The sequence below is a fragment of the Actinoplanes sp. OR16 genome, from assembly GCF_004001265.1.
GTDB lineage: Bacteria > Actinomycetota > Actinomycetes > Mycobacteriales > Micromonosporaceae > Actinoplanes.
This window is the reverse complement of sequence record NZ_AP019371.1, coordinates 4536551-4552932: the sequence shown is the minus strand read 5'-3', so window position 1 is coordinate 4552932 and position 16382 is coordinate 4536551. Positions and strand designations below refer to the sequence as shown.

Sequence of the window (16382 nt, the reverse complement as noted above, 5' to 3'; positions counted from 1 at the left end):
GTTCACCTGAAGAAGTTTGTCGAAGTATGCCCGGGCTAGGCCTCTGCGTCAGAGCTTACGAAGTCGATCACGGGACGGCATCCCATTAAATCCAGCCGTTCGATCGGGCCCGGTGCGCCGCCTCGATCCGGTTGCGGGTCCCGGTCTTGCCGATCGCGGCGGAGAGGTAGTTGCGGACCGTGCTCTCCGAGAGGTGCAGCCGCGCGGCGATGTCGGCGACCGTGGCACCGTCCACTCCGGCCACCAGGACGTCGCGTTCGCGGTCGGTCAGGGGATTCGGGCCGGCCGACAGGGCCGCTGCCGCCAGGGCCGGGTCGATCACCCGCTCGCCGGCCAGGACCCGGCGGATCGCGGCGGCCAGGTCCTCCACCGGGCCGTCCTTCACCAGGAAACCCGCGGCCCCGGCTTCCATGGCACGGCGCAGATAGCCGGGACGGCCGAAAGTGGTCAGGATCAGCACGCGGCAGTCCGGCAGTTCGTCACGCAGCGTCGCCGCGGTGTCCAGGCCGCTGCCGTCGGGCATCTCGATGTCGAGAAGGGCCACGTCCGGGCGTTCCCGACGCGCGGCCTCCACCGCCGCAGCGGTGGTCGCGGCTTCGGCCACCACGTCGATGTCGGGTTCCAGGTTGAGCAGGAGTGCGAGAGCGCCGCGCATCATGCCCTGGTCCTCGGCCAGGAGAAGCCGGATCATGCCGGGGTCCTGGCGGTCAAGGCGAAGCCACCGCCGAGGGCCTGACCGAAACTGACGGTGCCACCCACCTGATCGAGGCGTTCGGTCAAGCCCCGCAGACCGGTCCCCGGCACGACGACGCCGCCGACTCCGTTGTCACGGACGGTGAGGGACGAGCCGTCCGGCCCGGCGACGACGACGATGTCGCAGCGTGTGGCACGGCTGTGGCGGAGCACGTTCGTCACCCCTTCGCGGAGCACCCAGCGGAACGCATCGCCGGCCTCGGCGCTCAGCGGATGCCCCTCTTCCTCGACGGTGACCCGGATGCCGACGTCGGCGAGGACGGTCCGGGCGTTCTCCAGCTCACGAGCGAAATCGTGCTCGCGATAGCCGGTGACCGCTTCGCGCACCTCGGCGAGCGCGGTCCGGCCGATCCGCTCGATGTCGGCGGCCTCGGCTGCCGCGCGCGTCGGATCGGCCGGGGCGAGGCGGCGTACCACCTCGGCCTTCACCACGATCAGCGAGAGCGTGTGGCCGAGCAGGTCGTGCAGATCCTGAGCGAATCGCAGTCGCTCGCGCTCGACCACGGTGCGAGCCAGTTCCTGCTGGGTGCGGCGGAGTTCCTCGACCAGGCGGACGAAGCGCACGAAAGCGATCGACGACGCTCCCGCCAGCGCCGTGAACAGCGCGGCCGGGGTGACGACGCCGGCCGGGAGGTGATGCGCCGCGCCGATCACCAGCACCGCGGCGACGCTCGCACCGGCCCAGGCGAAGGCCCAGGCCGGGCGGGACAATCCGATCGTGCCGGCGGTGCACACATAGAGGAACACCACCAGCCAGTCGCCGGCATACAGGCCGGCGAGTCCGATACTGATCAGCGCGAGCAGCGCCAGTCCGACGTGCTGCAGTGCCGGCCTGACCGGGAGGTCCGCCACCGGCACCGCGATCAGCGCGAGATAGAGCAGCACGAAGACGACCAGTCCGGCGATCGCGACCGGGTGCCCCGCCGCCGCCGTCGCCGCGGGCAGCAGGAACCACAGCCACGCCGTGTGAGCCGCCACGAGGGCGAATCCACGACGACGATTACCCATGATCGCCACCGTATCCGTTCTCAGCGACGCACCGTCGAGCGCCGGTATGCCACCGCCGCCAGCACCGCAAACACCGCGCTCCACGCGACGAGCAAGGCCGTTCCGGTCAGGCTGGGCGCTTCGCCTGCGGCTGAGCGCCATCCAAGTTCGGCATATCGGTACGTCGGCAGCAGATGTGCGAATCCCCTCAAACCATCAGGAAAATAGTCGGCCGGAGCAAGGAGTCCACCGAGCACCGACAGCGCCAGGAACACGAGGAAGTTCACGGACATGGCGATCTGAGGTGACAGCCCATAGCCGATCGCCAGGCCGAGCAGCGCGAACGGCAGCGCTCCGGCCCAGGTCAGCAGCAGTACCGCGATCCAGCGGGCGGCCGGCAGATCGACATGATGCTGGAAGGACGCCGCTGCTCCGACGGCCAGGACGGGCGGCAGCGCTGTCGCCGTACAGAGCAAAGCCTTGACGGCGACCACGCGCCCAGCAGGAAGCGGAGTGACGCGGAGCTGGCGCAGCCAGCCCGAGGCGCGCTCCTGGGAGACCGCCGAGCCGACCATGAGCACGCCCGCGAGAGCGCCGTAGCAGGCCAGCCCGATCATGACGGCGACCGGCGCGGCCAGTCCTTCGAGACGATCGTCGCCGGACCAGCTCGAGAAGATCAGGTACGTCGCCACCGGGCCGATGATCGAGAAGAACGCGATCCGGGGGTCGCGGAGCAGGCGGCGAAGCTCGAACCGCAGATAGGCGCGCATGATCAGATCTCCGTCCGGGTCAGCTTCAGGAACGCGGCGTCGAGGCTCCGGTCGCCGCCCATCTCCCGGATCTCCGCGGGCGTGCCGTCCGCCACCACGCGACCGGAAGCGATCACCACGATGCGGTCCGCGAACTCGTCTGCCTCATGCAGCTGATGGGTGCTGAACAGAACGGTGTGACCACCGCCGGCGTAGTCCCGGATCGCCGACCAGAACTGCTGCCGCGCGGCGACGTCCATGGCCGCAGCAGGCTCGTCGAGAACCAGCAGATCCGGATCACCAGCCAGCGCGAACGCGAACCGCGCCCGCTGCACCTCCCCACCAGACAGTCTGTCAAGCCGCCGCCCAGCCAGCCCCGCCCGACCAGCGCTCCCCGCCCGACCAGCGCTCCCCGCCCGACCAGCGCTCCCCGCCCGACCAGCGCTCCCCGCCCGCTCGGCCAGCCCCGCCCGCTCAGCCAGCCCCGCCCGCTCAGCCAGCCCCGCCCGCTCAGCCAGCCCGGCGCGCTCCAAGATCTGGGCGGTCGCCAGCGGGTGCGGGTACAGCGCGCGGGCGAGTTCGACCAGGTCTCGCACCGTGGCGCCGGGCACGAATCCGCCGTCCTGCAGCATCGCCCCGATCCGCCCGGCCCGGACCGCCCGCGACGGCGGACCGCCGAAAACGGTCACCGTGCCCTCATCCGGTGGTGCCAGGCCGAGCATCATCGCGATCGTCGTCGTCTTGCCGGCGCCGTTCGGTCCGACCAGGGCGACCACGCTGCCCTGCTCGATCGTGAGGTCAAGCCCGTCGACAGCCACCACCGAGCCGAATCGCCGGGTGATTCCGGAGCATTCCACCGCTGCATTCATGCCCATGACGCTAGGAATCGGCGCTGCCGGGCGGCAGATCCGTGAATACGCGACCGGCCGTGACAAATGTCCTCCAGCAGCGTTCCCGCACGCGGATTGATGGAGGATTGCGGGGCCTATAGCACCTAAAACATTCCATCAACCCCCGACTATCCAAGATCCCCGGTCACGCTTCGCTGTTCGCTGAAGGGACGGCACGGTGGTACCTCCTAACGGCTAGCCCGTACGGGAAGAAAGCAGCTGATCTCCTAGAAGGGTCCGCTGGTAGAGCAAGCGCCTCCCCGCCCGCTCGACCGAGGCCAGGCCGGAGTCGCGGAGGGTGGTGAGGTGGTGGGAGGCCGTGCCCGCTGCCAGGCCGAGGCGCGCGGCTATCTCGCCGGTGCTGTGCGGGGTGGTCAGCAGGGAGAGGACGGCGGCTCGGGTCGGTCCGAGGAGGGCGGACAGGTGCGCGCCGTCCGCAGGCTGATCGGTTTCGGTCCAGAGGTTGCCGAAGCCACGAGGGGCGTACCACAGGGTGCCGCCCGACGGCATCGCGTAGATCTCGCCGCCCGCGAAACCCGTCGGCAGCAACGTCAGATCGTGGCCGCCGAGGCTCCAGTGCGCGTTCTTGTGCGGATAGCGCAACTGCAACGCCGAGCCGTCCCAGCCCAGCTTGGGATGGAGCTCGTGGACCAGCATTCGTGCGCCGTGTGACACGGCAGCCCGGCCGCGAGTGGCGATCTCGGTCTCCGCTGCGGATCGCAGTCGTGGCCACAGAGGTTGGACGGCGACGGCGAAGTACGCACGGATCTCCGCGAGGAGCCGCCCGAGCGCGGCCTGCGGATCGCGGACGAAAAGGGCGATCTCCGGCGGCGCATCGTGGCCGGGCCAACCCGCGAGGATCTGCGCGACGACCTCGTCCAAGGGGGTCGCTGCCACGTCGGCCAGCTCCTCGGACAGGGTCGGATGGCTGCTCCGCGGCGGCGGCGTGAGGAAGTCCGGAGCGTAGCCGCGCGGTCCGAGCAGCACCGCCCGGAACGTCGGCCACCGCGGCAGCGACGGCGTCACCGTGGCACGCCAGGACGCCTGCAGCCAGTCGTCGCCACGCAGGGCGAACGCACTGGCCACGACCTCGGCCAGCGGCGAGTGCGCGAACCGCAGCCGGGCCAGATCGGCGGCGCCGAACTCCCACGCGATCACCGGACCACCCCCGCGACACCGAATACGACCGACGGCACCCGACCATTCGAGCACGGTCGAACGAATCCGCGCCACGCCGTACCTGGCCCTAGCGTTCCCCGGCATGGAATACACCCGCCTGGGCCGGACCGGCCTCACCGTCAGCCGCCTCGCCCTCGGCACCATGAACTTCGGCTGGCAGATCGGCGAGGACGAGAGCCACGCGATCCTCGACCGGGCGATCGATTCCGGGCTGAACCTCGTCGACACCGCCGACATGTACGGCCGCGAGACGGGTGACGGCCTCAGCGAACGCTTCATCGGCAGCTGGTTCCGCAGATCCGGCCTGCGGGACCGGGTCGTCCTCGCCACGAAGGTCTACGCCCCGATGAGCGAATTCCCCAATGACCGCGGTCTATCGGCGCGGCACATCATCGCATCGTGCGAGGCCTCCCTGCGCCGATTGCGAACCGACTGGATCGACATCTTCCAGATGCACCACATCGACAGGCACACCCCGTGGGAGGAGATCTGGGAGGCGATGCGAACGCTCATGATCCAAGGCAAGATCCGGTACGCCGGAACGTCGAACTTCGCCGGTTGGCACCTGAGCACAGCGCAGGCCGCAGCCGATCGGAACCGCATGCTCGGCATCGTCTCCGAGCAATGTAAGTACAACCTTCTGACCCGCCACGCCGAACTCGAGGTGCTTCCGGCCGCCGCCGCACTGGGAATCGGCGTCCTGCCCTATTCACCGCTGCATTTCGGCGCCCTGTCCGGCGCTCTCCGCAAACAGCGCGACGGCGTGCCGGGACGCGCGGTGATGCATGCCGCGGACCGGGTGGAACCGCACCGGGCAGCCATCGAGCAGTTCGAACAGCTCTGCGCCGACCTGGGCCAGGAACCGACGACGGTCGCGATCGCGTGGTTGCTGTCCCGCCCCGAGGTGACGGCACCGGTCCTGGGCCCCCGATCAGCCGGCCAGCTGGAACTCCCGATGGCCGCACTGGAGAACCCACTCACCGAGGAGACCCTGAAGGCCCTCGACGAGATCTTCCCGCCGATCGGCAAGGGAGGCCCAGCCCCCGAGGCATGGGCGTGGTGACGCCGGGGCCGGCCGTGAGGGGGCGGATTCCGGCGGTCGTCGCAACACTCCAGGTGAGCAGTGAGCCCAGCGCTGCCGCCACAGCGCCTTCAGCTAGAAGGTCTTGCTGTCCTGGTTGACTGGCCGGATGCGGATCGAGGAACTCCAGGGCATCGCCGAGGCGCTGGGTAGCAAGGTCGTGACGACCTCCGTGTTGGCGGGCGGCTTCTCTCACGAGACGTGCCTGCTCACGCTTGCTGACGGCCAGGTCGTCGCCCGGTTCGGCGGAACAGATCCGGTGGTTGAGGCAGGGGTGATGGCCGCCGCCCGCCCGCATGTGCCGGTTCCGGACGTCTTGCTGGTCATGCCCGGGGGAGGTCAGCACGAACGGCCGACGATGGTCATCGATTATGTGGACGGCGTCGTGCTGAGTGCGGTGCTCGATCACGGTGGCCTTGGCCGGTCGGAAGCTGGTGAGCTTGGGGCCGAGGTTGGCCGGGTCGTCGCCGGGGTCGCTGTTGTGGACTTCGACCGGCGAGGCTTCTTCGTTGACGGTGATCTCACCGTCAAGGAGGAGCAGCCGTGGTCGCAGCAGCTGGCCGGGTTCGCCGAGAGTTGTATGGCTGCGGTCCCGGAGAGCCGCCTCGACGGCGAGACGCGTCGCGCTTGGGCGCAGCTGTGTGAGGTCAACGCGTCGGCTCTGGGGAGCGTTGACGGTCACACCCGGCTGGTGCATGCCGACATCAACCCGAAGAACATCCTGGTTTCCCGAGCGGGTAGCGGCTGGCGAGTTGATGCGTTGCTGGACTGGGAGTTCAGCTACTCCGGTTGCCCGTATGGCGATGCCGCGAACATGGCGCGCTTCGGAGCCGACTATCCCGCCGGCTTTCTGGATGGTTTCCGTGTGGGCTTCGTTGAACGGCAGCCTGCCGGCCTGTCGCTGGCCGAGAACTGGGCTTACGTGGGCCGGGTTCTCGACATGTTCGCGTTGAGCGACCTCGTGACTCGCCCGGTGGGGCACGCCGTTGCCGACCAGGCCGCCGAACAGATTCGACTCTGGGTGCGGCATGGCGTGCCGGACCGGACTTGACGTCATCGGAGCGCTTCTGTCCTTCCGGCTGAACGACATCGGCTTCTCTGTCGGCCGACTCTCCCGGGCCGGGTGCTCGTCGGCGATGGTGATGCGCTCATCTTCGGACGGATGACGGGCCGAGACAGCCCGCTCCGGCGCGGCGAGCGGCGGGTGGTTCCGGGACTCGCCGTCCGCGCTGGTGACGGTTCGGCCGTATCGCCAGCGGGTGCCTGCACGGCGACTCCGGAGCGGGTCAGGTGTCGCGACGACCGTCCGAACCTCAGGGGGACGGCGCGGCCGGCGCGGGAATGGCGGGAAGGAGTCTCTCGGCGGCATCGGCCAGGCGGTCCAGCCACGGAGCGGAGTCGCCGCCGCCAGGTGGAGCACCGGCGATCCTCCAGGTGGGGATCACCGCCGGGTGGAGCAGAGGCGAGGCCGGCGACGAGTCAGCGGGAGGAGACCCGAGGGCCACCCGCTGCAAGCGCCGGCTCAAACGGAGATCGGGCAACTCGGCCAGCAGGACGGCGTCGTAGAGGTCCTTCATCGCGGACCGGCCGTCTCTGCGCTGATCGGCTGCGAGCCAGTGCAGCTTCCAGGCCAGGGACAGCTCGCGGGACGCCGTCCACAGGCCGAGCGGGGGCTGGTCGCCGGCCCGGCGGACGGCGGTGCAAACCGGGGGATCCGGGAGGGGCTCGCCGCAGGCCAGGTCGACCTGGACGGCGCCCTCCGAACCGTCGGGAGCACGCCACGGCAGGGTCAGCCGCACGCGCCGGTCGAGGGTGGCCGGGTCGGCCCAGTAATCGGCGTAGTCCCCGTCGGACGCGAAGCCGATCTCGGAGGGGAGGAACTCGACGCCGGACGGTGAGCGCGGGCTCTCCCGGAGCAGCTCGGCGAACTCGTGCTCCCCGATGTCCTCGTAGGCCTCGCCGAGCTCGGTCGCCGGCATCCAGCGCAGGCCTTCGGGCGGCAGCCGGCAGCGGTTGCCTCCGGTGTCGAACTCCTCGAACTCCCAGATCTCGTTACGCGCGGCCCCGTGCACCGCCTCCGGCCAGAGCTGGACCGGGTGGAGGCGGTCGAAGAAGGGACCGGGATCGAGGTCGGCGAGCGGCACCGCATCGGGCGCCCGCACGATCCAGTCGAGGTCGCCGGGCGGGCGCGCCGCCTCACCGATCCAGGCCGGCAGCGTCATGCTGCCCCGCAGCACCAGCGACTCGGCCAGCGGGGAGCCGGCCACCACGGTCAGCACATGGTCGAGCGCGGCCCGCGCGGCGCTCATCCGAACCAGCCCGCGTCGAGGCCCGGGTTGTCGTCGACGAGGACCCACTCCTCCTCCACCTCGGCGACCTCCCATCCGGCGGCGGTGAGGGCGTCGAGCAGCCCGGCGAGCGCCGCCGCGGCGCGTGGGCGGTCGGCGTGGTGGCAGCGCTGGGTCACGAACCTCTCCCGCACACCGTCGACCCGCACCCGCCGGGCGTTGCGGGACAGGTGGGCGTCGTGCTGGACGGCCAAGCCGCGCACGGCGTCGAGGTCTGTCTCTTCGGGAAGCGACAACTTCACGTGGTGCTCGAAGTAGAGACCGGGCAGCGTGCCGGCCTCCGACGCGGCCGCCTCGACCTTGAGCCGGGCGACCGGGAACCCCGCGGCCTGCAACTCCGCGGCTGTCCGGCGGGCCTCCGCCTCGGCCGACGCGGGGGTGCCGGCGACGAGCAGGCTCAGCATCGGCTGACTCGCGTGGTCGCCGCGATCGAGCTGGATGTGCGTGTATTTCATGCCGCGTGCGGCGGCCAGAGCGGGCAGCGCCTCGGACGCGGCGGCCACGGTCAGATGGATCTCGTATCGACGCACGCGGGCAGGCTAGCCCCGCGGTATGACACTTTCGACGACGCGCGGGCGCCGGCCGGCCATCAGCAACATCAATCCGGCGCCGATCATCGCGAGCCCGGTGAGGAGCAGGGCGGACGAGCCGCCGGTGACGGGGACGGCGCCGGGTGGGCGGTTCGGTCCGGGCTCCGAGCCTTCTTCCGGTACGACCACCGTCGACGGCGCTGTCACCTCCACCGGATCGACGGCTCCCGCGGCGGTCCGGTCGCCGGTGACCCGTACCCGGTAGGTGTGCCTGCCCCGATCCACCTCGGGCTGGGTCAGGTGGTAGACGCCGGACCGGCAGGTGATCGTCCCGGCGGGGGCGAGACGGGTGGCCGGGCAGGTGACGGCGGCGGGCAGGCCGGTGACCCGGATGTCGACGAGCGTGACGTTCCCGTCGTTGCGGACGATGACGGTGGAGACCACGTCGTCGCGGGTGCTGAGCCGGCCGTCGTGATCGGTGTCGGTCCACTCGGCCTTCTGGTCGGCGCTGAGTCTCGGCTCGGCGGCGGCGACCGGCACCGACGCGGCCGCCCTGTTCGAGCTCACCGCGCTGTTCGCGGACCACACACCGGACGCCGTGGCGCTGGTGACGAGAGGCCGGCTGTTGTCGAGGTCGTCCTGGGTGACCCGGTAGGCGCGGTCGGCGGCGCAGCTCACCGCGGCGTTCACCGCGAGGCGGGTCTCGGCGCAGGTGACGGATCCGGCGACCGCGTCCTTCACGACCAGGTCGCGGACGGTGACGTTGCCGGTGTTCGTGACCTGATATCGATAACGGACAGTCTTTCCAAGATCCGCGAGGGAGGAGGCAGAGGAGGAGGCGGCAGAGGAGGCAGAGGCCGCGGAAGCGGAGGCGACCTCGGCCCACATCCGGAGGCGCAGAGAAGGACGGGAAGTCGAGACGCCGACACTGACCCGGAACGGGCCGAAGGACAGCGATTCCCCCACCACACTGATCTCGTCGACAACGGGGACCCCCGCGTCGACATCGCTCTGGGCGACCCGATATCCGCCGGCGGTGCAGGTCATGCTGCCCCGCACGGGGAGCCGCGAGCCGGGGCAGGTCACCGGCCCGACCCGGGTGGTCGAGACGGCGATGCCGCTCATCGGCCGGTTCCCCGAGTTGATCACCTCGTACGTGTAGTCGATCGTGTCGCCGGCCTCCACCGCGCCGTGATGGGCCGCCGGGCTGACCGTGACGGTGGTGCGGACCCAGAGCGCGGGCGCGGCGACCAGGACGGGAACGGCGAGTTCGACGGGACCGAAGCGGTGGTCCTGCCCGCCCGCGCGAGCGGTCACCTCGACCTGGTTGCGGATGTCGGCGCCGGTCGTGACGTCCGCGTCGGTGACCCGGTAGGAGGCGAGCGTCGTGCAGGTCATCGTGCCGCCGGGGGCGAGGGTGTCGTAGGGGCAGCCGGCGGCCCCGAACCGGCTGTCCTGCACGGCGATGTCCCGCATGGTCAGCGTCCCCGGGTTGGCGACCGCGAACGTGTAGCTGATCCGGTCGCCCACCTCGACGCCGTTGCGGTGGTCGGCCGGCGCGACCGACGGGGTGCCGGCGACGGTGAGCCGGGCGACGCCGGCCGCCACGGGAACGCTGACGGCGGCGGTGGCCTGCCGGGTCGCGGCGCTCTGGGCGGGAGCGCGGCCGTCCACGTTCACCGTGCCGGTCACCGAGGCGCCGGCGTCGGCGTCGGCCTGGGTGACGGTGTACCCGGTGGCGTCGCAGTCCATGAAACCGCCGACCGTCAGGACGGCGTACGGGCAGACCGCCGCCCCGCCGAGGGTGTCCGTCACCGCCACGTCGCTCATCGTGACGTTGCCGGTGTTGCGGACCCGGTACTGCCCGTCGATGCGATCGCCGGCCAGGACCCCTCCGGGCCGGGAGGTGCTGGTCACGGCCACGGTGAGGGCGGGCACCGACCCGACGACGCCGACCGTGACGCCGTCCTCGGCGAAGGCGACGCCGCTGCCGGGCGTGACGCCGGCGCCGGTGACGATGGCGTCGTCGGTGATCGGCCCGCCGGCGTCGATGTCGTCCTGGGTGACGAGGTAGGGCCCGCCGAGGCAGGTGACCATGCCACCGGCCGGGACGGTGAGCGGGCAGGTGACGCCGGAGACGAGCGAGTCGGTGACGTTCAGGCCGGTGAGGGTGACGTTGCCGGTGTTGGTGACGGCGTACGTGTACCTGATGCTCGTGCCGGCGGTCGCCCCGGACGACGGACTCGCGGTGACGGCCATGGTCAGGGCCGGGGCGGGTGCCGCGACGGTCACCGAGGCGGTGAACGGCTGGTAGGTACGGGCCGTGAGCGTGTCGGGTATCCCGGTGACGGCGGTGGTATTGGTGATCGCTCCGCCGCGGTCGAGGTCCGCCGGGGTGACCGTGTACCGGTTGGCGGGCGGGATGCCGCAGGTCATCGTGTCGCCGATGACCAGCGTGGTCCGAGGGCAGGCGATCCCGGTGACGAGGTCGTCGGTCAGGGCGATGCCGCTCATGTCGACGTTGCCGTTGTTCGTCACGGCGTAGGAGTAGTCGATGCGGTCGCCGGCCGCCGCGGCGTGCTGACGGCTGTCGTCGCTGACCGTCGGGGTGATCACGACGGCCAGCGACGGCTGCGCCACGACCACCGGGACACTCGCGGTGACCTGGGCGTACTGGACGGGTTCGATGTTGGTGGCGGCCTGCGCCTTGGCGGTGACGACGTCGTTGAGGGGCAGGCCGGCGCCGACGTCCCCGGAGTCGACGGGGTAGGAACCGGCCGGGCAGGTGGCGACGGCGGCGGGCGCGAGGGTGGTGACGCCGCAGTTCCCGGGTCCACCGAGGGTTCCGGTCACCGCGAGCGCGGAGAGCGGAAGGTTCCCGCTGTTCGTCAGCCGGTACTGGTAGGAGATGGTGTCGCCGGCCGCGGCGCCGACGGTGGAGCCGGACGAGAGCGTCGGGAGCGCCTCCAGCTTGAGCGCGGGCGCGGCGGCGGCCGCCGTGACGGTCGCCGCATCGGCGTCGTCGCTGCTGTCGATCTCGGTGCTGTCCGAGGCGATGATCCGGCTCCAGTCGGTGAGCGAGCCCGAGCCCTGCGCGGTGGCGGTGAGGGTGAGCTGCTCGGCGGGGGCGCCGGCGGTGACCTGCGGCAAGGACCAGACCCGGGACGAGGAGTCGTACGCGCCGGCGCCGGCCGTGCCGGTCAGCAGCACCAGGCCGGCGTCCGGTTCCTCGCGGACTCTGACGTTCGCGGCGTCGGACGGGCCGGCGTTGCTGACCCGGATCGTGAAGGTCGTCTGGTCGGTCTGCACGACGCTGCCGGGGCTGACCGTCTTCACCACCTTCAGGTCGGAGCGGTGCTCGACGTCGCGGGTGGTGGTGATGCTGTTGCCGGCGCTGTCCGGGTCGGGGCTGCCGGCCGAGACGGTCGCCGTACGGGTGAAGACCGCGCCCGAGTAGGAGGCGGAGAGCAGCACCCCGCCGAACTGGATCTGCCAGGTCGCGGCCGTGGCGAGCGACTGCCGGGTGCAGACGTAGATGCCGCCGTCGCTGGTGATGCCGCCGGGGCTGCCGCTGCCCTGGAAGGCACAGCTGCCGCCGGTCTGGGTGGCGACCGGGACGGGCCGCCCGGCGGGGATGGCCTGGCGCAGCACGACGCCCTCGGCTCGGGTCGGCCCGTCGTTGCCGATCGTGACGACGCCCCTGACCAGGTGGCCGGCGATCAGGGGCTGGGCGCTGTCGGTGTCGTTCGTCAGCGTCTGACTCACGGTCAGGTCGGCTTCCAGCTCGATGGTGAACGTGACGACCGAGGTGTCGTTCGCGGCGTTCGGGTCGGTGGTCGGCGAGATGACGGTGGTGCTGGCCCGCTGCGTGCCGGCCGCGGCGGTGGCGCCGACCGTGACGGTTCCGGAGATCTTGACGATCCCGCTGGCGGGCAGCCCGGGGAGGGTGCAGGCCGTGGCGGTGCAGATGGACGAGGCGGGCCGGTTCACGGTGAAGCCGACCGGGACGACCGTGTTGAACGCGACGTTCGTGGCGGCCGACGGCCCGTTGTTCGTCACGATGAGGGTGAACGGGACGGTGTCGCCGGGCTTCGCGGTGGTGGCGTCGATGGTGAGCTGCACGCCGACGTCGGCCTCGGCGGTGCCGGCGGACTGCACCGAGTGGTTGTTGTCGGTGACGTCGGACTCCGGGGTGGAGGAGGCGACCGAGACGGCGTTGTTCACCGCGCCGGTGCCGGCCGAGTCGAGCTGCACCACGATGGTGACGGTCCGGACCACGCCGGGATCGGTGGTCGGCAGGGTGCACTCGACGGTCCGGGTCGCGGCGGCGAGCGCGCACGTGCCGCCGGAGGTGCTCGCGCTGACGAAGGTGCTGCCGGTGGCGATCGGGTCGGTCAGGGTGATGTCGCGAGCGGTGGACGGCCCCTGGTTGGTCACGGTGGCGGTGTAGGTCACGGTGGTGCCCGCGACAGGCACGGCAGGTGTGTACGCCTGCGTCACGCTCAGATTCGTCACGGTGACGACGGTCGAGCTCACCGAGGTGGCGTTGTCGGCCTGATTGATCTCGTACGTGCCGCTGGTCGCCGAGGCGGTGAGTGTGGCCTGCACACCCGGTGTGGCCTGTGGTATCACCGTGCCGGTGATCGTCATGCCGGCGGTGGCGCCGGCTGGCAGGGACGGTATGTCGCAGGTGGCGACGTATCCGGAGACGGCACAGCCGCCCTGCGACGAGGTCGCGCCGATGCCGGTGATGCCGAACGGGATGACCGCGCTCACCTGCACCGCCGTCGCGGTGCTCGGCCCCCTGTTCACCACGCTGAGCACGGTGGCGGCGGGCTGACCGGCGATCGTCCCGGGCGCCGACACCGCGGCGGTGACGGCGAGGTCGGCGGCGGCGGCCACGGTGACCGAGGCGGTGCCGGACGTCGAGGTCTTCGTCGCGTTGACGAGTGGATCCAGGTAGGTGACGGTCGCCTCGTTGCTGATGACGGTCGCCGCCACGGCCGCTGTCACCCGTACCTGATAGGTGAAGGATCTCGTCTCACCCACCTGGAGCTGGCCTCCGGAGCTCGCGCCCGCTCCCGTCCCCGCCCTGACCCGGACCGTCCGCGAGGCCGCGTCGTATTCGCCGGTGTCCGAGTCGGCCGCGTCGGAGATCGTCGTCGTGCTGGAACCGGTGATCGACTTGATCGAACCGGGCACGAACGTCACGCCGGGCGGCAGATCGTCGGTGAGGACGGCGTTCTTGGCCGGGTTGCCGCCCTGGTTGGAGGCGGCGACGGTGTACGTGAGGACGTCACCCACGTTCGCCGCCGGCGCGGAGACCGAGGCCGTGCTGATCAGGCAGGGCGCGGTGCCGAACGCGATGCCGTCGAGGAAGTTGCCGTAGGTCGGCTTGTTCTGCGCGGCCGAGATCGAGTCGAAGGCGAAGCGCGTGGTCGTCTGCCCGGCCGGGATCGTGTAGGTGCCGGACCAGGTACCCCAGGTCGCCGAGCCGTCGGAGATGAGCGGACCCTGCTGGACGAGAGTGCCGCCGGGCGGACCGATCTTGGTCGCCATCACGTCGGTGCCGAGCCGGCCGCGATGCCGCAACTCCCAGCGCAGCGTCTGGCCCGGAGTGGTCGGCAGATCCTGGTAGAGCTGCGAGACGTAGTTGGCGTTGAGCTCGACGAACTGGTTGCCGGACGCCGCGGTGAAACCCTGCCGGACCTCGCGCCACAGCTCGAAGACCTTGTCCGGCGCGGTGGTCTTCCAGCCGGGCATGTCGTTGCCCTCGGCGATCAGGGACATCGTGTTCGCCGCGATCACCGGTGCCTCGAAGTCGCCGTTGGCGATGGTGACCGGCGCCGGGCAGGTGGTCGCGGCGGCGCGGGCCGGCACGGTTCTCTCGTACGCCGGGAGCAGCAGGAAAAGCGCGCCCAGCAGTACGGCCACCCCGAAGCGCCCGACTCCCTTCACAGTTCGCGACGTTAGGCCGGAAGAGTGCTTTTCACGGCGATTTCGCGGGTATTGGCGCGACTGGGCCCGGCAGCCGCTAATGCGCTCCCGGGCCCGGAAACACTCAGTGCGTCTCGGCGAGCTTGCGCAGGGCCCGCTTGGTGAGCTTCTTCAGCTCGGCGGTCGCCGGTTCCTCGGTGCCGACCAGCGCCACCGTCGCGTAGACGTCGCCGGACGCGATCGCGACGAGCTTGCCGGGGACCGCGACCGCGAAGTCGCCCTCCTTCAGCGTCACCGTCATGTTCAGGGCCTGCGAGTCGTCGCCGACCTCCGGGAACTTCTTCAGCGCCGACATCTCGATGCCGAGGGTGTCGCTCTTCAGGACCGGGCAGCGCTTCAGCATCTCCCGGGTGTCGTCGACCATGGCCCGGGCCAGCTTCTCGCCGGTGCCGGCCAGGGTCTGCAGCAGCATCGGGCCGTCGTCGCCCTTCATGAACGCGGCGAACTCCAGCTTGATCTTCTTGGCGGCCCGCCCCTTCGGCGGCTTCACCACGTCCTTGAGGGGCGGTGAAGCCGGCAGCGCGCAGGGGTCGGCGCCCAGCCGGTTCGGGTCGAGCGTGCCGGGCAGCATCCCGCCCATCAGGGCGGCGTCGAAGACGGCCCACCCCTTCGGCAGATCCTTGTCGGTCAGCAGCGCGTCGGCGAGCCTGCCCGGCCCGCTCTCCGGCGCCGGCGCCGCCGACGCGGGACTCGTGGACGGCACGAGCAGAGTGACCGCGAGCGAGACGACGATCGCTTTTCGCAAGATTCCCATCAGGTCACCCTAGGCCGCATTTATCCGTTTAATCCGGTCTTCCGCCGCCTGCGATCTCGAACACCGCCACCCGATCGGCGGCGGCCGCGAACTCCTCCGGGTCGCCCCTGCCGACCAGTCCCAGCTTCACGAAGAACGGCACGCCACCCGGCACCTCCTTCGGGAACGCGCGCATCACCCGCTGCTTGACCTGCGGATCCTGAACCTCGTGCAGGGTCACCGGGACGCTGCGGCGACCGGCCGAGAGTTCGCCCCGGCCGGCCGCGCGCACGTTGCGCGCCCAGTCACCCTCGGGCAGTCCGGCTACGACGTACCGATGGCCGGAGAGCGTCAACGGCGAGACCGGCGTGGGCCGCGGCACCCCCGACCGGCGACCGGCGACGGTGAGCACGTGAATGGTGCCGAGCCGCAGGCCGAGGCGGTTGAGCCCGCGGACGACACGGTTCGCGAACGGCAGCCAGGCGGGAAGGCCGAGCGTGGACATCAGAAATCCTTTCGACGATCGAAGCTTTCTCCATACGGTATATTCCTTCGAGTGTCGAAACAATCCGCGATGCAGGCCGCCGAGATCCAAGTCGCTGAAATCCGGGCCGCCGAGATCCGGGCCGCCGAGATCCGGGCCGCTGAGATCCGGGCCGCTGCGGCTCAGGCGTCGGCCGAGTTCGGGGCGGCCGCCGACGAGGTCGACGAGGCGGCCGCCGCGCGGCTCGGGGTCAATCAGACCGATCTGCGAATCCTCGGGCTGATCAGCGCGGCCGGGACGATGACGGCCGGGGCGGTGGCGAGCGAGGCACGGCTCAGCCCGGCCGCCACCACGACGGCCCTGCAACGGCTGGTCAGCGCCGGGCACCTGACCCGGGAGGTCGATCCGCAGGACCGGCGGCGGGCGGTCGTGGCGGTGACCGCGGCGACCCGGGAGCTGCTCGATCGCGTCTACGCGCCGATCGCCGGGGCCGGCCTGCGGCTGCTGGGCGGCTACTCCCCCGCCGAGCTGGAACTGATCACCCGGTTCCTCCGGCAGGGCCTCGCCATGCAGCGGGAACAGGCCGAGCGGATCCGCGGGATGGCGGGCTGACAGCGGGCGCACAGAGAACCCATCGGTGCGGCTCAGACC

13 protein-coding genes are annotated in these 16382 nt (G+C 71.0%); 3 read left to right on the top strand and 10 right to left on the bottom strand.

Going from position 1 to position 16382, the window contains the following annotated elements:
* Positions 1-85: 85 nt before the first annotated feature.
* The 5 genes from EP757_RS20975 to EP757_RS20955 form a co-directional block, all read right to left on the bottom strand.
* Complete coding sequence (locus tag EP757_RS20975) at positions 86-691, bottom strand: response regulator transcription factor (protein WP_127548537.1); 606 nt, start codon at positions 689-691, stop codon at positions 86-88.
* The gene (locus EP757_RS20970; RefSeq protein ID WP_160165826.1) at positions 688-1761 is read right to left on the bottom strand and encodes a sensor histidine kinase; all 1074 of its coding nucleotides are present in this window, start codon (positions 1759-1761) and stop codon (positions 688-690) included. The genes EP757_RS20975 and EP757_RS20970 overlap by 4 nt, the downstream gene beginning before the upstream one ends.
* Before the next feature lie 20 nt (positions 1762-1781).
* Positions 1782-2510, bottom strand: a complete 729-nt coding sequence (locus tag EP757_RS20965) for an ABC transporter permease (RefSeq protein WP_127548533.1) — start codon at positions 2508-2510, stop codon at positions 1782-1784.
* A 2-nt stretch (positions 2511-2512) separates the two neighbouring features.
* A complete protein-coding gene (locus EP757_RS20960; RefSeq protein ID WP_197725547.1) occupies positions 2513-3424 on the bottom strand; it encodes an ABC transporter ATP-binding protein in 912 nt (303 codons plus the stop codon).
* 150 nt (positions 3425-3574) lie between these two features.
* Positions 3575-4537, bottom strand: coding sequence for a winged helix-turn-helix domain-containing protein (locus EP757_RS20955; protein ID WP_127548531.1), 963 nt, complete (start codon positions 4535-4537; stop codon positions 3575-3577).
* A 103-nt stretch (positions 4538-4640) separates the two neighbouring features.
* On the opposite strand from EP757_RS20955, the gene EP757_RS20950 reads away from it, so the two are divergent.
* Both EP757_RS20950 and EP757_RS20945 read left to right on the top strand, forming a co-directional pair.
* On the top strand, positions 4641-5621 hold the full coding sequence (locus tag EP757_RS20950) for an aldo/keto reductase (RefSeq protein WP_127548529.1): 981 nt from the start codon (positions 4641-4643) through the stop codon (positions 5619-5621).
* A gap of 127 nt (positions 5622-5748) precedes the next feature.
* Positions 5749-6690 (top strand): phosphotransferase, encoded by a 942-nt coding sequence (locus EP757_RS20945; protein WP_127548527.1) that lies wholly within the window; start codon positions 5749-5751, stop codon positions 6688-6690.
* A gap of 262 nt (positions 6691-6952) precedes the next feature.
* Here the strand turns inward: EP757_RS20945 and EP757_RS20935 are convergent, their stop codons facing one another.
* The 5 genes from EP757_RS20935 to EP757_RS20915 form a co-directional block, all read right to left on the bottom strand.
* Entirely contained in the window at positions 6953-7948 is a 996-nt protein-coding gene (locus EP757_RS20935) for a nucleotidyl transferase AbiEii/AbiGii toxin family protein (protein ID WP_127548525.1), read from the bottom strand.
* Positions 7945-8517 carry a hypothetical protein gene (locus EP757_RS20930; protein ID WP_127548523.1) on the bottom strand — a complete coding sequence of 191 codons (573 nt, stop codon included), beginning with the start codon at positions 8515-8517 and terminating at the stop codon, positions 7945-7947. The genes EP757_RS20935 and EP757_RS20930 overlap by 4 nt, the downstream gene beginning before the upstream one ends.
* A gap of 9 nt (positions 8518-8526) precedes the next feature.
* A complete protein-coding gene (locus EP757_RS20925; protein ID WP_127548521.1) occupies positions 8527-14475 on the bottom strand; it encodes an isopeptide-forming domain-containing fimbrial protein in 5949 nt (1982 codons plus the stop codon).
* Between the two features lie 103 nt (positions 14476-14578).
* Positions 14579-15268: a hypothetical protein gene (locus tag EP757_RS20920; protein WP_127548519.1), complete on the bottom strand. Its 690-nt coding sequence runs from the start codon at positions 15266-15268 to the stop codon at positions 14579-14581.
* Positions 15269-15296: 28 nt separating this feature from the next.
* Complete coding sequence (locus tag EP757_RS20915; protein WP_127548517.1) at positions 15297-15752, bottom strand: nitroreductase/quinone reductase family protein; 456 nt, start codon at positions 15750-15752, stop codon at positions 15297-15299.
* A gap of 51 nt (positions 15753-15803) precedes the next feature.
* Between EP757_RS20915 and EP757_RS20910 the strand changes: the two genes are divergently transcribed.
* Positions 15804-16343 (top strand): MarR family winged helix-turn-helix transcriptional regulator, encoded by a 540-nt coding sequence (locus EP757_RS20910; protein ID WP_127548515.1) that lies wholly within the window; start codon positions 15804-15806, stop codon positions 16341-16343.
* Positions 16344-16382: the final 39 nt, after the last annotated feature.

Excerpts from the sequence above, each read along its gene's own strand:
- EP757_RS20935 (WP_127548525.1), bottom strand. The coding sequence starts at position 7,948 with ATGAGCGCCGCGCGGGCCGCGCTCGACCATGTGCTGACCGTGGTGGCC.
- EP757_RS20920 (WP_127548519.1), bottom strand. The coding sequence starts at position 15,268 with ATGGGAATCTTGCGAAAAGCGATCGTCGTCTCGCTCGCGGTCACTCTG.
- EP757_RS20965 (WP_127548533.1), bottom strand. The coding sequence starts at position 2,510 with ATGCGCGCCTATCTGCGGTTCGAGCTTCGCCGCCTGCTCCGCGACCCC.
- EP757_RS20970 (WP_160165826.1), bottom strand. The coding sequence starts at position 1,761 with ATGGGTAATCGTCGTCGTGGATTCGCCCTCGTGGCGGCTCACACGGCG.
- EP757_RS20945 (WP_127548527.1), top strand. The coding sequence starts at position 5,749 with ATGCGGATCGAGGAACTCCAGGGCATCGCCGAGGCGCTGGGTAGCAAG.
- EP757_RS20975 (WP_127548537.1), bottom strand. The coding sequence starts at position 691 with ATGATCCGGCTTCTCCTGGCCGAGGACCAGGGCATGATGCGCGGCGCT.
- EP757_RS20915 (WP_127548517.1), bottom strand. The coding sequence starts at position 15,752 with ATGTCCACGCTCGGCCTTCCCGCCTGGCTGCCGTTCGCGAACCGTGTC.
- EP757_RS20950 (WP_127548529.1), top strand. The coding sequence starts at position 4,641 with ATGGAATACACCCGCCTGGGCCGGACCGGCCTCACCGTCAGCCGCCTC.